The sequence below is a fragment of the Flavobacterium niveum genome (genome assembly GCF_055231775.1).
This window is the reverse complement of record NZ_JBUYSX010000005.1, coordinates 230,065-246,913: the sequence shown is the minus strand read 5'-3', so window position 1 is coordinate 246,913 and position 16,849 is coordinate 230,065. Positions and strand designations below refer to the sequence as shown.

The window sequence follows — 16,849 nt, the reverse complement described above, 5'->3', positions numbered from 1 at the left end:
GCAAAAATTTTAAAACGGTGTTGCAGTTTAACGGTTAATTATTATATTGCGCCACGAAATTTATTTACCTACAGAAAGATGAAAGTTAACAAAATCACGGCTTTAAACATGTTGCTCGCTGTGGCGGTAACGGTGGGTTTTACCAGCTGTAGCAAAAAAGGCTCGGGCAGTGGTAACGTAAGTACCGCTACGGGTTGGAAAATTAATGACAAAAAAGGTGGTTTCCAGCACAATTCTAAGTACAAGAAGCAGGAAGCAGCACCGGGGCTGGTAGAAGTTGAAGGAGGAACCTTTACTATGGGTAGGGTTCAGGACGATGTAATGCACGATTGGAACAACGCTCCAACCCAGCAACACGTACAGTCTTTCTTTATGGATGAAACTGAGGTGACCAATGTAATGTACATGGAATACCTTGACTGGCTTAAGAGGGTTTTCCCTCCTGAAGAAGAAAACTACAAGAACATTTACGTAGGCGCACTTCCTGATACACTGGTATGGAGGAGTTCACTTGGATATAACGAAACTATGGTAAACAACTACCTTAGGCACCCTGGCTACAGCAACTATCCTGTAGTAGGTGTTAGCTGGGTACAGGCCGTAGAATTCAGCAAGTGGAGGACAGACCGTGTGAACGAAAACGTGCTTGAAAAAGAAAAATACCTTAAAAAAGACGCTAAGCTTACCGATATATCTGCCGAAAGCACTTTCAGTACAGAAGCTTACCTTGAAAGCCCTAACAAAACGTATGGTGGTAACGAGGAACTTGTATACAAAGGAGCCGGTAACAAACTTAACGGTAAAGAAAACGCTAAAAACGTATATGCCCAAAGGACTTCAGGACTTATACTTCCTGAGTACAGGCTACCAACCGAAGCTGAGTGGGAATATGCTGCTATAGCCCTTGTAGGTAACCGCGAGTACAACCTGTACAGGGGTAACAAAAAATATCCTTGGAAAGGTATGTATACCCGTAACGGTAAAAGGACTAAAAAAGGCGACCAGCTTGCCAACTTTAAACAAGGTAAAGGTGACTACGGAGGAATTGCTCACTGGAGTGATGATAACGCAGATATCACTGCACCGGTTAAACAATACCCTCCAAACGACTTCGGCCTTTATGACATGGCAGGTAACGTGGCAGAATGGGTAGCTGACGTTTACCGTCCTATCGTAGACGATGAAGGAAACGACTTCAACTACTACAGGGGTAACGTTTATATGAAAAACAAAATTGGTGAAGACGGCCGTGCTGAACTTGTAACTGCTGAAACTATCCAATACGATACACTGGCTAACGGACGTATACAGTACCGCAACCTGCCTGGACAAATAGCCCAGGAGCCTATTACTAAAGATGATGCTTACCTGCGCCAAAACTATACACGTGGCGATAACAGGAACTTCAGGGATGGTGATAAGCAATCTATCCGCGATTACTACTCGTTTGGTGCCGAAGACGGAGCTCTTTCTGATTCTGATGCTACTAAAAAGATGTACAACTCTCCTGAGAACAAAGTACTTTTAGATTCAGGTGCACAGAAAAGGCTTGAAGATGCCAAGAAAAGAAGTACCCTTGTAAACGATGACGTAAGGGTATTTAAAGGTGGTTCTTGGAGAGACAGGGCTTACTGGCTAGATCCTGCACAAAGGAGGTACTATCCTCAGGATATGGCTACAGACTACATCGGTTTCCGTTGTGCAATGTCTAAAGTAGGACCAAAATCAAGCAAAAAAACTGCCAGAAACTAATTCTGTAAGACATAAATTTAAGAATAATGCCCTAATTTTAGGGCATTATTTTTTTTATATACCCTATGGATATAAACACCCTGTACAGCCGCTACCTGCAATGTACCGTAGTATGTACCGATACCCGTAAGATAACACCGGGCTGCTTCTTTGTAGCCCTTAAAGGTGAAAACTTTGACGCCAACACTTTCGCGCAGGCAGCCCTTAATGCAGGTGCACTATATGCCCTGATAGACAACCCGGCCTATGAAGTACCCGGCAAAACACTGCTGGTACACGACAGTCTTACCGCGTTGCAACAGCTGGCACGCCACCACAGGCAACAGCTGGGCCTGCCCGTAGTAGCCCTTACCGGCAGCAACGGAAAGACCACTACTAAGGAACTGATAAACGCCGTACTGAGCGCCAAATACAAAACCACAGCCACCATAGGCAACCTTAACAACCACATAGGCGTACCCCTTACCTTGTTATCTTTTACCAAAGACACTGAGATAGGCATTGTAGAAATGGGTGCCAATCACCAGAAGGAAATAGAATTCCTTTGCGATATAGCCGAACCAAACTTTGGTTACATTACCAATTTCGGCAAAGCGCACCTGGAAGGTTTCGGCGGTGTAGAGGGAGTAATTAAAGGGAAGAGTGAGCTGTATGCATACCTCTCGGCAAATACAAAAATGGCTTTTGTAAACCTTGACGACCCCATACAGGCCGACAAAACCAAAGACCTGCCACGCTACACCTTCTCTGCAGGAAAACACAACAGCGATGTAACCGTAGATTCCATTGAGGCTAACCCCATGGTGAGCCTGTACTATAACAAATTCCACATACAGTCGCACCTTATAGGCATATACAATGCCGCCAACATTACCGCAGCAATAGCTATAGGCCATTATTTCCGTGTGCCGGACAACCAGATTAAGCAAGCCATTGAAGGCTATATCCCTGCCAACAACCGTTCGCAGATTACCGAGAAAAATGGCAACAAAATAATCCTTGATGCCTATAATGCCAACCCAAGCAGTATGGCGGCAGCTATAGCCAACTTCATACAGCTTGATGCGCCGCATAAAGTAGCATTTTTAGGCGATATGTTTGAGTTGGGCGAAGAAAGCCCGGAAGAGCACCGCAAAGTAATTGCCCTGCTTGAAGATGAAACGGATATAGAAACCTATTTCGTCGGCAAGGACTTTTATGCAAAAAGCGTACCCCTGCCCCACTTCCATTTCTTTGAAACCTTCGACAGCCTTAAGGAATACCTGCACGGCAAGGCATACACTAACAACACCATACTGATAAAGGGAAGCCGCGGCATGGCCCTGGAACGTACCCTTGAACTTTTATAATTGAAACTCCGGCTCCGTCCGGAGTTTTTGTTTTATCACCAATCTTTCTCCGCCGAAAATCGGTTTTAGCAAAATTTTATTAGTATACTAAATCGATAGACTATATATATTTTAAAAAGTTTATTATATTTGCCTTCAGGAAAAAGCCACATACTATGGAACACGCCATAAAAACACACTTTACAGGTACCGGGTCAGACAGGAAAGATATTATCCTGCTGCATGGGCTATTTGGCGACCTCAGCAACTGGGCCGCCTTTGAAAAACGCTTTAAAGGGTTACTGAACATCCACATACCACAGCTTCCGTTGTACAGAAAATCGGAAGGTAAGGACACGCTGAACCATTTTGTCAATTTCCTTGAAACCTACATCGAAGAAAACAACATAGAAAAGCCGGTACTGGCTGGTAATTCGCTTGGTGGGCATATTGCCCTGCTCTATACATTAAAGCACCCTGACAACGTAGAAAAGCTTATCCTTACCGGAAGCTCAGGCTTGTATGAAAGCACACTTGATGTGCCATTTCCGCGTATAAACGATTTTGGTTTCATATCAGGAAAAGTACGCGAGGTGTTTTACAACCAGGAAACCGCCACAGACCAGCTGATAACACAGGTATTCAGCACCATACAGGACAGGAACAAAGCACTTAGCGTTGTTCGTACCGCAAAGGCCGCACGCAACCAAAACCTGAGGGATGCCCTGAACAATATTAAGTTGCCCGTACTACTCATCTGGGGTAAGCAGGACATTGTAACCCCGGTAAGTGTAGCAGAGGAATTCTACTACCTGTTGCCGAACTCGCACCTTGTACTCATAGACCATTGCGGGCATGCCCCAATGATGGAACAGCCGGAGGAGTTCAACAAAAAAGTATCAGAATTTATAAACGCATAGACCAATGGGACGCTTTATACCACAACAACAACTTACTGTAATGTGCTGCTGCAAACGAAAGATACCGTGTTGCAAAAGCTGTTATGCCCATATATGAGCCAGGCCTTTTACAACACGTAAAGGGCTTTTTTTATGCCTTGAAATTAAATTACTATCAACAATATTTTTCTTTTTTAACCATGAGTACACAAACAACCGTACTGGATCCGTACCAATCAATGATTGACAGGTTTAACCTTGCAGCAGATATACTGAAATTGCCCACCGCACTGCGCCAAAAACTGAAAACGCCTGAAAAACAGGTACTGGTCAACTTCAACATAACGCTGGACAACGGCGAAATAAAAAACTTTGAAGGCTACCGCATTATACACTCCACAGCATTAGGCCCGTCTAAGGGTGGCATACGGTATGATGCAGGTGTACACCTTAACGAGGTGAAAGCCCTTGCCGCCTGGATGACTTGGAAATCTGCCGCAACCGGCATACCGTTTGGCGGTGCAAAGGGCGGCATCATCTGCGACCCGAAATCACTTTCTAAAACCGAACTGGAACGTCTTACACGTGCCTATACTAAAGCCCTTGCAGACACATTTGGCCCGGAAAAAGACGTACCCGCCCCCGATATGGGTACCGGCCCGGATGAAATGGGTTGGCTGATGGACGAATTTTCACTGCTACACGGCAAGCCCATACATGCGGTGGTTACAGGCAAGCACCTCCACGCCGGCGGCTCTATCGGCCGTGTGGAAGCTACCGGTAAAGGCGTAAGCATTATTACGCTACTCACCCTGAAAAGGCTGGGCCTCTCCCCTGCCCATACCTCAGTAGCCATACAGGGTTTTGGCAATGTAGGCTTGCACACAGCGCTGTTCCTGCACCAGCACGGCCTTAGCATTACTGCCGTAAGCGATATTGATACCGCACTGTACAACCCCGATGGTATAGACATTAACGACCTAATCAGTTACTATAATGCCAACGGCAAAGCGCTTGCAGGCTATCCGTATGCAACGGTAATCCCCCATGAAAGCCTGCTTAAGCTGGATGTGGACGTGCTGATTCCTGCTGCAAAGGAAGATGTTATTACCGCAGAAAATGCCGATGCTGTTAAAGCAAGTATCATCATTGAGGCGGCAAACGGCCCGGTTTCATCTGATGCAGATGCAATACTGAACCGCAAAAACATTACCGTAGTACCCGATATTATAGCCAATGCAGGCGGGGTTACGGTTTCGTATTTTGAGTGGCTGCAAAACTCGCACCTGGAAACCTGGGATATAGCCACCGTAAACGGCCGACTGGAAGAAATCTTAACCCTGAGTTTTGAAAAGCTCTTTACAACGGCATCACTGCTCAGCCTGCCGCTGCGTACCGCCGCTTATGTAATCGCCATAAAAAAAGTAGCCGACACCATTACAGCCAAACAGGCACTGCCCGGCGGCACTTATATTGCCAATTAATTTATGTTCTTGTTGTTACGTCGCAAGGCCGTCCTGATAAGGGGCGGTTTTGTTTTTTAAAGGTGTGAATAACAAAAACAGGAATATATATTTACCGCGAAATTTTACCACTAAGTCCACAAAGGTTTTTCACAAAGTAGCACGAGGTTTTCCGCCATAGGCGGAAGGGCACAAAGCCAGTGCGCAAAACTTCGTGAACTTCAATCCCAATTATTGGGATTGTTATCTTTGTAAAGATTATAGTTATTAGCCTTGTGTATCTTCGTGAAAAACCTTTGTGCCCGTTGTGGTAAAATAATTTTAGGTCATTACTAATAATACAACCTGAAATCAAGCAGTTTGCACAGCGCATAGTGCTTTTCATGTAGTTCTTCCACTATATCCACCACATCATCTGAATCGCTGAACAGGCTGAAAAAAGCCCTGTCCAGCCCGCTGCTGGAAATAGACAACGATGCCTCACCATAACCCGAAACGGCCTTGGCTCCTGTAATATCCAAAAAGTACTGCGCTACCTCCTCATCTAAGTCGAGTGGTTTGGCATTAGAAAAATGGAGCACCTTACCTTTCAGCTTGCCTTCAAACAATTCGGCGATTTCCTCAAAGCTGTAGTAGTAGCCGTTCAGCCGTACATTGTTGGCCCCGCCGGGCATCACCAGGTAAATGATTTCGTAGTTTTTAAAATTATGGTCGTCATACAGCAGTGCACCCAGGCTTTCCTCAAATCCTTCAATGGTATCGCAGGTTTTGTAGATACTGTCGATACCCTGCTCACGGGCAAGCTGTTGCAGCACATTGAACACTTCGGTACCCTTATCTTTCTCAACATCGGGCACACCCTCCAGGCAAAAAATAAATTTTTCATCGTCCATACTACAAAGTTACATTTTCATCGGCAAAATATGCGTTAAATTACCCCTCCCCCTACCACCCATGCAGAATATAACTTACTTTCGCATCCTGAAAAAACAGTTTCAATACTTTGGCACAAACAGATAACAAGCTCACGTACTTTTCTAAGGAAACGATAGACGGCATTGCCCTGCCACAGCGCTTTACATTCCCGTTTTTTTACGAGCCGCACCCGCTTACCCGTATTGCCGCCGATGCGTTGCAGCACTACCTGCAGGAGCAGGCTAACCTGGACCATAACTTCGGGCTTACCGAAGGGCAGGAAGGGTTGGTTATCGGAAAAATGTTTGGTGTGCTGGTGGTGCAGGATAAGGACGGGAAAGTAGGGTATTTGTCGGCTTTCTCGGGCAAGCTTGCCGGAAGCAACGACCACCCACGCTTTGTACCGCCTGTATTTGACATGCTTATTGAAGACAGTTTTTTCCTGAAGGAACAGTACATACTAAACAGCATTAACGACAAGGTAAAGGAAATTGCCACAGGCGAAACCTACCTCAGTTTAAAGCAGGAGGTTGAAACGCTTTCGGCACAGGCTGAAGCCGAAATCAACGCGGCTAAAAAGCTGTTGAAAGACAATAAAAACCTCCGTAAAAAACAGCGCCAGCAACAAAAAGCCGTGCTTGCTGTCGAAGCTTACGCCGAATTTGAGGCGTACATGATAAAGCACAGCCTGCACGACAAGCACCAGTTTAACGTGCTGTGTGCCGACTGGCAGCAAAAGCTGGATGCACTGAACGCTGAAATAGCCCCGTATGAGGAAGAAATGGAAGCACTGAAAAAGGAACGCAGGGAGAAATCGAATGCGTTGCAGCAGCAGCTTTTTGAGCAGTATTCGTTTTTGAACCAATACGGCGAAACCAAGAGCCTGTACGATATTTTCCGCGATACGGTGTTTGGCAAGCCGCCTGCCGCTGCGGGTGAATGCGCTACGCCAAAACTGCTTCAATATGCATTCCTGCACGGGTACAAGCCTTTGGCCATGGCCGAGTTCTGGTGGGGCGCCCCGCCAAAATCGGAGATACGCCAGCACGGGCAGTTTTACCCTGCCTGTACCGGCAAGTGCAAGCCCATACTGGAACACATGCTGGAAGGGATTGAGACTGAGGATAATCCCTTTGCGCTGAACCCTGGGGAAGGGAAGCAACTGGAAATTGTATACGAAGACGACCATTTTGTAGTGGTAAACAAGCCTGCCGAACTGCTGTCAGTACCGGGTATACTGGTACAGGATTCGGTATATACCCGCCTGAAATATACCTGGGGCGATACCGAACCGCTTATCATCCACCGGCTGGATATGGCTACTTCCGGGCTTTTGGTGGTTGCCAAAACCAAGGATGCCCACAAGGACATACAACGCCAGTTCCTGAAACGTACAGTGACCAAACGCTACAGCGCCCTGCTAAGCAAAGTACTTACCGAAAATGAAGGCGAGATACACCTGCCCCTGCGCGGCGATATAGACGACCGCCCACGGCAAATGGTATGCTATGAGTTTGGCAAAAAAGCAGTGACCAGATGGAAAACCGTACTCCGTACGGAAAGTACTACCAAGGTACACTTTTGGCCTCTTACCGGGCGTACGCACCAGTTGCGCATGCATGCCGCCCACGAAACCGGACTGAATGCCCCCATTGTAGGCGACGACCTGTATGGCACTGCCAGCGACAGGCTGCACCTGCACGCTGCCTTTCTGGAATTTGTACATCCGGCGACGGGGAAAACCGTAACTTTTGAAGCTGCGGAGGAGTTTTAAAAGTATAGCAAACTAACTTTTACACAAACGTTTTACCCTGTTATACAAACGTTTATAATTTATATTTAAAAAACTTCACCTCCCGCTCCAACCTTTTCGTGAAATAGAATATCCTTATAAGTACAAATAACCAATCTTATGAGGTATTTATATTTACTCATCCTGCTCCTGCCCTTTATTGGCTACAGCCAGGAATTCACCTATAACGGTAAGGTAAGCGACAACGGTATGGGCATGCCCGGTGTAAGCATCTGTGTACAGGGTACCCGAAACTGCACCCAGTCTGACCTTGACGGTAACTATTCCATACGCGTTAAAGCCGGTGATGTACTGGTGATAAGTTCAATAGGTATGGCTACCAAAACCATACGGGTGGGCAATGCATCGCCACAAGCGGACATTAACAAAGAGGTAAAACCCATTAAAAGCGATGATTTTTCTAAACTGCTGGAACGCGAAAAAGACACTGTGCTTATTTCAGTACCATCGGGTACTACTGTTTACATGCCAACCAACCTAAGCTACCTGCATGGCCTGGCTTTGGTTAAAAAAAACAAAGATGATGTGTACAACATGAAATACAGGTACCAATACGCCAAACTGTACCTGGAGCTGTATCACGAATTTGCAATCGGCATGCCCATACGACTGCCCAAACTGCAAAGCCAATACGCACAGGGGCAGAGCATGAACGGCGAGGCCACCTACCTAAGTCCGGAAACAGGCGAAATATTCAGCTGGGGGCCTGCTGTAAGCACACTGGAAACCTCTGGTACACCTACCGCCTACTATCCTGATGGGAACATAGTGGCAGCGGGTTCGGGGAATGGTAATGCCGTACCGCTGTATAACCGCAACGGTTTTTACCGCAATTCGTTTGAGCAAAAGACTAATGTGGCTGCACGGTTGGTAATAGATAACGAAGACCTGATGAAACTTACCCTGGGCTACCGCAACAGCAACGGCACACTGCCTACCGCCAAAAACGACGAAATAAGCAGCACCTTAGCTTTTTATAAAAACCTGGACAATCACAAACTTTCGGCAAACCTGAGCTTTAACCGCAGCGAAAACAACCTGAGCAATGCCAACTTCATTTATAACAAAGCCATTTTTGCCAATGCGGTAACGCCTGCGCACTATAACAACAATGCCGGTAAACTGTTACCTAACGGCCTGCCACGCAGCTACAGCAACCGGGAAAACAACCCATACTACCTGCTAGGCTACAACCGCGACGAAAACACCGCTACACAGGCAGGTATAGCCCTTAACGATGTGTATAGAAATGATGATAAAGAAAACACCATAAACGTGGTGGCACAGTTATCGGACACTAAACTTACCGGGGGTAATGTACCGTTTGCGGCGCAGGTAACTGACCCTGCTTATTCGGTTAGGAAAGAAAAATACAACCTGGTTAGTGCTTACGATGAGTTAAAATTCGATTTTGATTATGGTGACTTTTTGGGCGTACGCCTTGGCACCACCTATCAGCAACGGACACTAAACCGCCTGTACAGTAACGGTTATGCTTCGCTTGAAGATTATCCCGGTAATGCCGCTACACAATACCGCCTGAAAAACAACCAAAACCGTTTTGAAACCACACTTACCGCTAATGGCGGGTTTAGGGTAGAAGATATTGCCTCCTATCATGATGAACTGAACCTGGAAGGGTCGGCGGGGCTTACCTATTCCTCTACAGTAAAAAGTGATATTTATGGCAATGCTGCATTAGGCTTTGTTTGGAACCGACTGATTGGCCGAAATATTGACCTGTTCGGCAATACATCGTACAAGCAATACGAACCCGGCCTGCAAAACAACAACCTGTACTTTAACAGCCTGAGGTATACCACTGCACAGTTTAAACAGATGGACAACAACGTGGAGCTGTTTACCCCTAACACCACTACCCTTACCCGCGAAAACAACTATACCGCAGGGGTGCGCTACAACGGCAGGATACATGGCGAACTGGAACTCTACTACAAAAAAGTGCACAATATGTACGCCCCGGTGTTTGATGGCACCACATACAACTGGCAGCCTGCGGTAGACTACTACCAGCGCGGCCTGGAACTAAGCCTTACCTATAGCCGCCCGCAGCACGCCTATGGCAGGGGCTTTGGCTATATGGTAAATGCCAACTTCACTACCTATAAAAACAAGGTTACCGGTATTTCGGGGGGTGGCAGCCGCATACCCATAGCGGGCTTTGCCGATGTAAACAAAAACTACATGGTGGGCAAGCCTCTGGGCACCATAGTGGGCAGTGCCTACAAACGCGATGCCAACAACAACGTAATTATAAACGACGAAGGTTTCCCCGAAGTGGCCGATGCACCCGCCGCCATAGCTGACCCCAACCCTGATTTTGTAGCGGGGCTGAACAATACCTTTTACTTCCGTAAATTTAGCCTGGGGCTAAATTTTGACTGGAGCCAGGGCGGGCAAGTTTGGAACGGCACACAGCAAACGCTTAATTATTATGGCGTATCGGCAGCTACGGCAGCGCAGCGCAATGTTACGGGTTATGTGTTTAACGGCGTTACCACAGCAGGCCAGGCCAATACGCAGCCTGTTAGCTTCTATGATACTACACTACCCGTAACCCAAAACCGCTGGGTGCGCTACGGTGTGGCCGGCGTAGCCGAAAGCGCTATAGAAGACGCCACCTACTTCAGGCTGAATAACGTTACCCTTTCGTATACTAACAACCTGGACTACTATACCGAATCGTTGACCTATACGGTAACGGCCTTTATGAACAACGTGTTCATAGCATCGCGCAGCAGGGCTTTTGCCTCTAACTCCATGTTCAATTCCGCAGAAACAGCAGGCCTTGATTATTTTAATGCGCCCATGCTGCGCATGTACGGCCTTTCTGTTTCAGTTAAATTTTAACCTCCCTCCGCCATGAAAAAATTATTCAGCATACTACTGCTACTTGCCGCCGGTACCGTACTGGGGCAAACCGCTGCCGTAAAAACCTACTATAAACAGCAGCAACCCGAAAAGGTATACGCCCACCTGAACAACGTGCTGTACCTGCCCGAAGAAACCGTGTATTTTAAGGTATATACCACCACGGCAGACAACCGCCCCGTACCCATAAGCGACTATGTGTACGTGGACATCATAGACCCATCGGGTAAAAAGGCCGAAACCCAGACCTATATGGTAGAAAACGGCGGTTCGGCAGGTTCGTACAAAATAACCGCAGATGCCCCAGCCGGTATGTACATGCTGAAAGCCTACACCCGCCTTCAGGAGCAGCTGAACGACCCTCCGTTTGAGAAGCAGTTCTTTGTGCAGAAAACCATTGCCCCAAGGGTACTGATGACGCTGGACTTTAAAAAGAAAGGCTATGGCGCAGGCGAAACCTGTGAGGCTGATTTTGTATTGAAAAACATAGAAAACCAGCCGATACGCAAGCACGACCTGGAAGCGGAGATTTTTATTGCAGGCAAAAAGGCCGATGTGGTAAAGGCCGTTACCGATACCGAAGGCAAGGCTACCATACGCTTTACGCTGCCGCAGGACCTGAAGTCGAACGACGGGATTGTGAACGTGAAAATCATGTACGACAACCTTCAGGAATCGGTTACGCGCTCCATCCCCATCAACCTTAACTTTGCCGATTTGCAGTTTTTGCCTGAAGGCGGAAACTATATTGCAGGCCATGCCTCATCGCTGTTTTTCATTGCCAAAAATGAATTTGGCAAACCGCTCGACGTGTCAGGTTATATACAGGACAGTAACGGCAACAAGGTGCAGGACTTTACCAGTTATTACGATGGTATGGGCAAAGTAAGCTTTACGCCACAACGCGGGCAGGTTTACTCGGCAGTGATTACGGCGCCGTTCCGTTCAAGCAGCATTTATGCACTGCCTGAAGCATTGGCCAAAGGCTATACCCTAACCGTAAGGGACAGCGCTCAGGGATTGGAAGCATCTGCATTTGCCCCGAAAAATGCCAAATGCGAATTGGTATTGCGCAGCCAGGGTAAAATAGTAAAACAAATACCGTTTACCGCATCGGGTGAAACCGACCAAAAATATATCCCTACCGAAGGCCTGCCTATGGGCATGTATGCGTTATCGCTTACGGCAAACGGCGAAATTGTAGCCGAACGCCTGGTGTTTGTAAACTATACCGATGGCCTTCAGATAGAAATAACCACCGATAAAAAACAGTACCTGCCCCGCGAAAAAGTGCAGGTTAGCCTACTGACCAAGGACAAAAACGGCAAGCCCGTACCCAGCAGCCTGTCGGTTTCGGTGGTAGATGAAAAGCTGCTTACCTATATAGACGACAAGCAGCACAACCTGCTTACATGGATGTTCTTCGGCTTTGAACTGAAGGGCAAGGTACACGAACCGCGCTTTTATTTTGACACCAAAGAACCGTTGGAAAAACGTACCGCCGCGCTGGACCTGCTGCTGAACACCCACGGCTGGAGGCGCTTTGCACAACCGGAGCTCAACAGCTACGACGGTACGCCCATAACCCTGCTGCCCGAAAAAAGCAACGATGTGGAAGGCTTTGTCCTGGATGAAAAGGACAAGCCCGCATCGCTAAAAATATACCTGATAAGCGACAGCGGCAAGGTGTACGAAACCAAAAGCAGCAAGTCGGGTTACTTTAAGTTTGCACGTACGCATTTTGAAAAAAGTGCCGTGCTGATTACCGAAAGCCGCAACAGCAGGAAATACACCATAAAAAGTTCGGTGGCCGACCTGGCTCTTGTACGCCGCATGAAAGAGGAACGCAAAATAGCTGTAGCCGATGAAATGGCCGCCGTAATGCCGGGCAAGCCTGCCGTAAAAGCCGATGCGAATGCCAAGTTGGAAGAAAGAGAAAAAGAAGTAGCCATTGGTGGCGATATAAACCTTGAGGAAGATGCAAAAGCCCTGGAAGAAGTAGTGGTAATAGGCTACGGTACAATGAATAAAAAGGCTGTTACAGGGAGCGTGGCCACTGTTACAGCACGCACCATTGAAGGCCGCCCGAATGCTTCGTTTGTGCAAACCCTGCAAGGCCAGGTGGCGGGTCTTGACATAACTACCGGTACCGGGCAACCGGGCGCTAACGCAGATTTAAAGATAAGAGGGGCACGCTCTGTTTTCAGTGCGTCAGATCCTTTGGTAATAATAGATGGTGTGCCGCAAACCAGCGATGCCTTCAGGAATATAAACCCACAGACAATAGAATCTATTAATGTACTTAAAGATGCCGGGGCTACCTCTATTTACGGCAGCCGTGGTGCAAACGGGGTAATTGTAGTGAATACAAAAAACCGTAAACAGGGTTCGGGGATTTTGCTGGGCAGGCATTACCAGTACACGTTTGAAGACATCAGCCGGACAAATTCCCGTAAGGTAAACACGCCTGCGGCCTTTTATGCCCCGGTGTATACCACTACCGAAACGGAGCAAAAAACCGATTTCCGCAACTGCCTGTACTGGAACGCCACCGTACAAACCGATGCGCAGGGCAAGGCAGCCTTTGAATATTATAATTCCGATGAAACCTCGGCCTATACCATTTGGGCGGAAGGCACCTCGTATAAGGGCGACCTTGGCCTTAGCAAGCTTACTTACAGCATCAGCGAACCGCTGCAAACCGACCTGAAGCTACCGCTGTTTGCTACCGAAGAAGACGAAATAAAAATCCCGCTGTGGATTAAAAACAACAGCGATAAAAACATTAGCATAAATGCCTCGCTTACCACCCTCAACAATATTGAAACACAGCAACCCACAGCTACTGTTAGCCTTTCGGGCAATGAAAGCAAGATGGTGTACTTTGCCGTAAAGGCTGTAAAAGCAGGCGAAAAGATACCGGTGCAGATAACGCTTAGATCTGACAAGTACCGCACCACCATTAACAAAACTGTGGATATCTATGCCAAGGGCTTCCCTAAGACGTTCAACTTTTCGGGCACCGAAAGCGGCAGCCAAAGCTTTGCCATAGAAAACCCAGTGCCGGGCAGCATCCAATCGGAAGTAAAGTTTATAACCAACCCGTACAACGAAATTACAAACGGGCTTGAAGCCATGCTGCGTGAACCGTATGGCTGCTTTGAGCAAACCTCATCTTCAAACTACCCGAACATTATGGCGCTGCAACTGCTGGAAAAAATCGATACCGACCCATCAGTTAAGGGTAAAGCGATTAGCCTGTTGCAAAAAGGCTACAACAGGCTGATAGGTTTTGAGTGTAAAAGCGGCGGTTTCGAGTGGTTTGGGCACGACCCCGGCCATGAGGCCCTTACCGCGTACGGCCTGCTGCAATTCCACGAAATGCAACAGTATGTAAAAGTAGATAAGGCTATGGTAAAACGCACCGTAAAATGGCTGTATTCTAAAAAAGACGGCAAGGGAGGCTTTGGCCACCGCCAAGGGCTCGATGCCTTCGGTGCAGGCGAACCTAAGGCTGCCAATGCCTACATCGTATACGTACTCTCGGAAATTGGTGAAACGGATTTTAAAGCCGAATACAAGGCTACTTTGGAGGAAGCCTATAAGTCTAAAGACGTGTACCGTTCGGCATTGCTGGCATTGGCTGCGTACAACCTTAACGATATGGATGCGTACCAAAAGCTGATAAGCAACATACGCCAGGCCACCAAAGGCATGAACTTTGACGTAGAAGCCGAAAGCACCGTGGTAAACAGCTACAACATATCTAAAAAAATAGAGTGGACGGCATTTTATGCATTGGCACTGATGAAAGAAAAACAGATAACACCTGAGTTGCCCGACCTGCTGGGCTTTATACAATCGGCTAAAAGGTTGAATGGTTATGGTTCTACACAGGCTACGGCACTGGCGCTTAAAGCCATTACCACCTTCTGCGAAATTACAGGCTACAGCAGCAATATGCCTACTGTGGGCGCCACGGTAAACAGCACTGTACTAAACACTAAGGATACCAACAAAAGTGGCAACATAGCTGTAAGCACTACTACCAACGTAGCTGCCGGCAAGAATTCGGTAAACATAACCATAGACGAAGGCAAGCGCGTACCGTACCTGTTCTACGTAACCTACGCCAGCTACCAGCCCGAAAATTCGCCACAGTGCCAGTTGGCCCTGAAAACAGCCCTCACCCGCAATACCGTAAAAGTGAGTGAAACCACCCGCCTGGAAGCTGCAATAACCAATACCACAAAGCAGGCTGTACCAAACCCGCTGGTACGCATAGGCATACCGGGCGGTACTACCCCCGAGATATGGCAACTGAAAGAACTGGTAGAAAAAGACGTGATAGCCTACTACGAAATGTTCGACAGTGAGCTGGTGTTGTACTTCCGCAGGTTTGAGGCCGGGGAAACCCGCAAGATAAACATCGACCTGAAGGCGCAGGTACCGGGCAGTTACAAGGGTGTAGCTTCATCGGCCTACCTGTACTACGATAACGAGAACAAAAACTGGAACAACGGCCTGCAGGTGCAGGTAACGGAATAAGGCTTTTTTAGATAATGTATTTTTACCACAAAGCCCACAAAGTTTTTTCACAGAGAACACAAGGCAAGGATTAACCGCCTTCGGCGGAAGGGCACAAAGCAGGGATGTAAAACCTTGTGTACTTCAACCGCAAATTGAGATTGCTATTTAAAAAACTTTGTGGGCTTTGTGAAAAAACTTTGTGTACCTGGTGGTAAAAAATCAGGAAGTAATCAGGAAACTACTTCTACTCCACCAAAGGCCAGGTTATGGTAGCGCCCGGTTGCAGCGAAAGCGTACTGCCTGTTAGCGAAAGCGGTACTATTGCAGTTTTCCTCGGGTCTACCTTGCCGGGCGAAAAATGCGTATGGAATACATATCGCATGGTACCCGCAGTATCATAAAAAATATCGCCATGGCCGGTTCCCTGGTAACCCAACAGTGCACTGGAAATGATAGGGCTGCCGGATTGTTTTACCCAAGGGCCGGTAGCACTATTTGATGTAGCATAGCCCACGGCGTAATCCGGGTTCCTGAAATCATTAGCCGAATACACCAGGTAATACAGGCTGCCGTTTTTAAACACGGTAGGCCCTTCGGTTACGCCCCACGATGCGTTTTGGGTGTTCTCCCACTGCTCGGTGGCGTGTACACATTCGGTAAGCGTACCGGGTTTTATAGCACTGAAATCATCTTCCAGTTCCGCTACAAAAATGCGGTTGCCGTTATCAAGGCGTACATGGTACAGGTAAATTTTGCCGTTGTCAAAAAACACAAACGGGTCTATCTGCTTTACTTCCGAAGGTATCGGGTTACCCACATTGGTAAACGGCCCCAGTGGGCTGTCGCTTTCGGCAATGGCTATCTTTTCATTGGCAGTATACGCCATATAAAACTTGTTATTATGCTGGAAAACCTGCGGGGCCCAAAAGCCGGTATCGCCATAACCGTCACCTTTTTTAAAGGCAAAGCCGTCATGGAGCCCGGCGGGGCCACTCCAGATTTCAAGATCCGTAGAGGTGTATACCAAGAAGCCTTCGCCCGGTATATTCGGGTCGGTTTTGGTACCGTATAGATAATAGGTGCCGTTCAGGGCAAATATAGTCGGGTCGGCCAGGTAAGGGTTAAGTTTGGTGGTGGTAACCTGCCCTTTTTTGTCGTCAGAACTGCACATCACCAGCATGGGCAACGCCAGCAGGCACAGTATAATTTTGGCAAATAGTTTCATGGATTTGGTTTTTTACAGATTGTAGTGTCTAT

The 16,849-nt window shown here is 47.4% G+C and carries 9 protein-coding genes; 7 read left to right on the top strand and 2 right to left on the bottom strand.

The genetic code is table 11. The features are described 5' to 3' along the window. The first annotated feature begins 78 nt into the window (after positions 1 to 78). The 4 genes from gldJ (at position 79) to ACZIX4_RS14090 (ending at position 5,463) form a co-directional block, all read left to right on the top strand. Positions 79 to 1,752 (top strand): gliding motility lipoprotein GldJ, encoded by a 1,674-nt coding sequence (gene gldJ, locus ACZIX4_RS14105; protein WP_463336283.1) that lies wholly within the window; start codon positions 79 to 81, stop codon positions 1,750 to 1,752. Between the two features lie 65 nt (positions 1,753 to 1,817). Further along, entirely contained in the window at positions 1,818 to 3,101 is a 1,284-nt protein-coding gene (locus tag ACZIX4_RS14100) for a UDP-N-acetylmuramoyl-tripeptide--D-alanyl-D-alanine ligase (RefSeq protein WP_463336282.1), read from the top strand. A gap of 155 nt (positions 3,102 to 3,256) precedes the next feature. Beyond that, positions 3,257 to 4,000 carry an alpha/beta fold hydrolase gene (locus tag ACZIX4_RS14095; protein WP_463336281.1) on the top strand — a complete coding sequence of 248 codons (744 nt, stop codon included), beginning with the start codon at positions 3,257 to 3,259 and terminating at the stop codon, positions 3,998 to 4,000. Between the two features lie 179 nt (positions 4,001 to 4,179). After that, complete coding sequence (locus tag ACZIX4_RS14090) at positions 4,180 to 5,463, top strand: Glu/Leu/Phe/Val family dehydrogenase (protein WP_463336280.1); 1,284 nt, start codon at positions 4,180 to 4,182, stop codon at positions 5,461 to 5,463. Positions 5,464 to 5,774: 311 nt separating this feature from the next. On the opposite strand, the gene ACZIX4_RS14085 is transcribed toward ACZIX4_RS14090, so the two are convergent. Further along, entirely contained in the window at positions 5,775 to 6,335 is a 561-nt protein-coding gene (locus ACZIX4_RS14085) for a DUF6642 family protein (protein ID WP_463336279.1), read from the bottom strand. A gap of 110 nt (positions 6,336 to 6,445) precedes the next feature. Here ACZIX4_RS14085 and ACZIX4_RS14080 point away from each other — a divergent pair, with 110 nt between their 5' ends. The 3 genes from ACZIX4_RS14080 to ACZIX4_RS14070 all read left to right on the top strand — a co-directional run bounded on the left by ACZIX4_RS14080 (position 6,446) and on the right by ACZIX4_RS14070 (position 15,610). Continuing rightward, positions 6,446 to 8,131, top strand: coding sequence for a pseudouridine synthase (locus tag ACZIX4_RS14080; RefSeq protein ID WP_463336278.1), 1,686 nt, complete (start codon positions 6,446 to 6,448; stop codon positions 8,129 to 8,131). 138 nt (positions 8,132 to 8,269) lie between these two features. Then, positions 8,270 to 11,041, top strand: a complete 2,772-nt coding sequence (locus ACZIX4_RS14075) for a carboxypeptidase-like regulatory domain-containing protein (RefSeq protein WP_463336277.1) — start codon at positions 8,270 to 8,272, stop codon at positions 11,039 to 11,041. Between the two features lie 12 nt (positions 11,042 to 11,053). Then, positions 11,054 to 15,610 (top strand): TonB-dependent receptor plug domain-containing protein, encoded by a 4,557-nt coding sequence (locus ACZIX4_RS14070; RefSeq protein WP_463336276.1) that lies wholly within the window; start codon positions 11,054 to 11,056, stop codon positions 15,608 to 15,610. 226 nt (positions 15,611 to 15,836) lie between these two features. Here ACZIX4_RS14070 and ACZIX4_RS14065 read toward each other — a convergent pair whose 3' ends face one another. After that, positions 15,837 to 16,763, bottom strand: coding sequence for a glycoside hydrolase family 43 protein (locus ACZIX4_RS14065; protein ID WP_463336431.1), 927 nt, complete (start codon positions 16,761 to 16,763; stop codon positions 15,837 to 15,839). Positions 16,764 to 16,849 lie beyond the last annotated feature (86 nt).

Excerpts from the sequence above, each read along its gene's own strand:
- ACZIX4_RS14065 (WP_463336431.1), bottom strand. The coding sequence starts at position 16,763 with ATGTGCAGTTCTGACGACAAAAAAGGGCAGGTTACCACCACCAAACTT.
- ACZIX4_RS14085 (WP_463336279.1), bottom strand. The coding sequence starts at position 6,335 with ATGGACGATGAAAAATTTATTTTTTGCCTGGAGGGTGTGCCCGATGTT.
- ACZIX4_RS14070 (WP_463336276.1), top strand. The coding sequence starts at position 11,054 with ATGAAAAAATTATTCAGCATACTACTGCTACTTGCCGCCGGTACCGTA.
- ACZIX4_RS14075 (WP_463336277.1), top strand. The coding sequence starts at position 8,270 with ATGAGGTATTTATATTTACTCATCCTGCTCCTGCCCTTTATTGGCTAC.
- ACZIX4_RS14090 (WP_463336280.1), top strand. The coding sequence starts at position 4,180 with ATGAGTACACAAACAACCGTACTGGATCCGTACCAATCAATGATTGAC.
- ACZIX4_RS14095 (WP_463336281.1), top strand. The coding sequence starts at position 3,257 with ATGGAACACGCCATAAAAACACACTTTACAGGTACCGGGTCAGACAGG.
- gldJ (WP_463336283.1), top strand. The coding sequence starts at position 79 with ATGAAAGTTAACAAAATCACGGCTTTAAACATGTTGCTCGCTGTGGCG.
- ACZIX4_RS14100 (WP_463336282.1), top strand. The coding sequence starts at position 1,818 with ATGGATATAAACACCCTGTACAGCCGCTACCTGCAATGTACCGTAGTA.